This window comes from Nocardia sp. 852002-20019_SCH5090214 (genome assembly GCF_001665865.1).
Taxonomy (GTDB): domain Bacteria; phylum Actinomycetota; class Actinomycetes; order Mycobacteriales; family Mycobacteriaceae; genus Nocardia; species Nocardia nova.
Genome location: NZ_LZMK01000455.1, coordinates 1 through 1,034, shown reverse-complemented (window position 1 = coordinate 1,034; position 1,034 = coordinate 1). Strand labels below are relative to the sequence as shown.

Sequence of the window (1,034 nt, the reverse complement as noted above, 5' to 3'; positions counted from 1 at the left end):
ATGGCTTGGGCGGTGGCCAGACGAGACTTGGCGGCGCGTTCCTGTTCGGCGGCGGCCATCTTCGCCGCCAGCTTCGGGGTCATGTCCTCGTCGACGGTGACCTTCCCGCTGGACAGGTCGACCTCCACACCCCACCGCTGCTTGATGTGGCTGGCCAGCTCGACCGCCGCGCGCCGCGCGGTGTCGGACTCCTCGGACCAGGTCACAGCCTCGTGCAGCGCGACCGCGACCTCACTGCGCGACAGGCGATCCCAGCCCGTCTTGCGTATCTTCTCCAGCGCGGTCTCGGCGGCCTTGCGTTGCGCGGCGAGCGCCGCGGCCTGCTCACGAGCCTTCTTCGCGTCGCGCTGCTCCTGCTCCTTCAACGCCTCACGGCGACGCCGGGCACTCTCATTGGCGCGGGTCAACACGTCCTGCATCAAGCCGCGGATCAACATCGCGAATTTGGAGCCGATGTGATCAATGGTGTCGTCGTGGTGGTGGCCGGCCTCCTGGCCGTGCAGGCCGGACAGGTTGACCGTGGAATTTCCGGACATGAAAGAACCTCCGACAGAGTCGTTGTGATCAGGTGAGAGGGGTGAGGCATCGGCCGAGAGATCGGTCGATGCCTCACCGACGAAAGGGACGGCCCCGGCCTCCGACCGGGCGGCGCTCGTGGCGGTGTGAGGGTCCAGATACGGGACTGGGGCGAGTTCGCCGACGTGGTGACCGGCCTCGATGTGGTCGGTGAGGTCCTTGCCTGTGGCCGCACGCATGACCCGCACCGACCCCACCCGCCCAGTCAGGGAGGCCATCACCTTCTCGGCGCGGCGGTAGCCGGGTGCGTCGTGGTCGGCGACGATGACGACCTCGGCGGCGCCATCGAGCCATTTCGCGTGCTCGTCGGACCACGACAAGGCACCGCCGGCGTTGGTGGTCGCGGTCAGACCGGCGGCCTCGGCGGTCAGGACGTCTTTCTCGCCCTCGCAGATGTAGATCGGCTCCCCGGCCTCGATCGCGGCCAGGACCCGGGGCAGCTGGAACGGAATCTGCTC

Annotated in this window: 1 protein-coding gene; it reads right to left on the bottom strand. The window is 68.4% G+C overall.

Features of this window, described 5'->3' with window-relative positions; translation table 11 throughout:
- The coding region (locus tag A5780_RS38670) for a toprim domain-containing protein (RefSeq protein ID WP_156769783.1) at window positions 1–1,034 on the bottom strand (1,034 nt) is incomplete at both ends.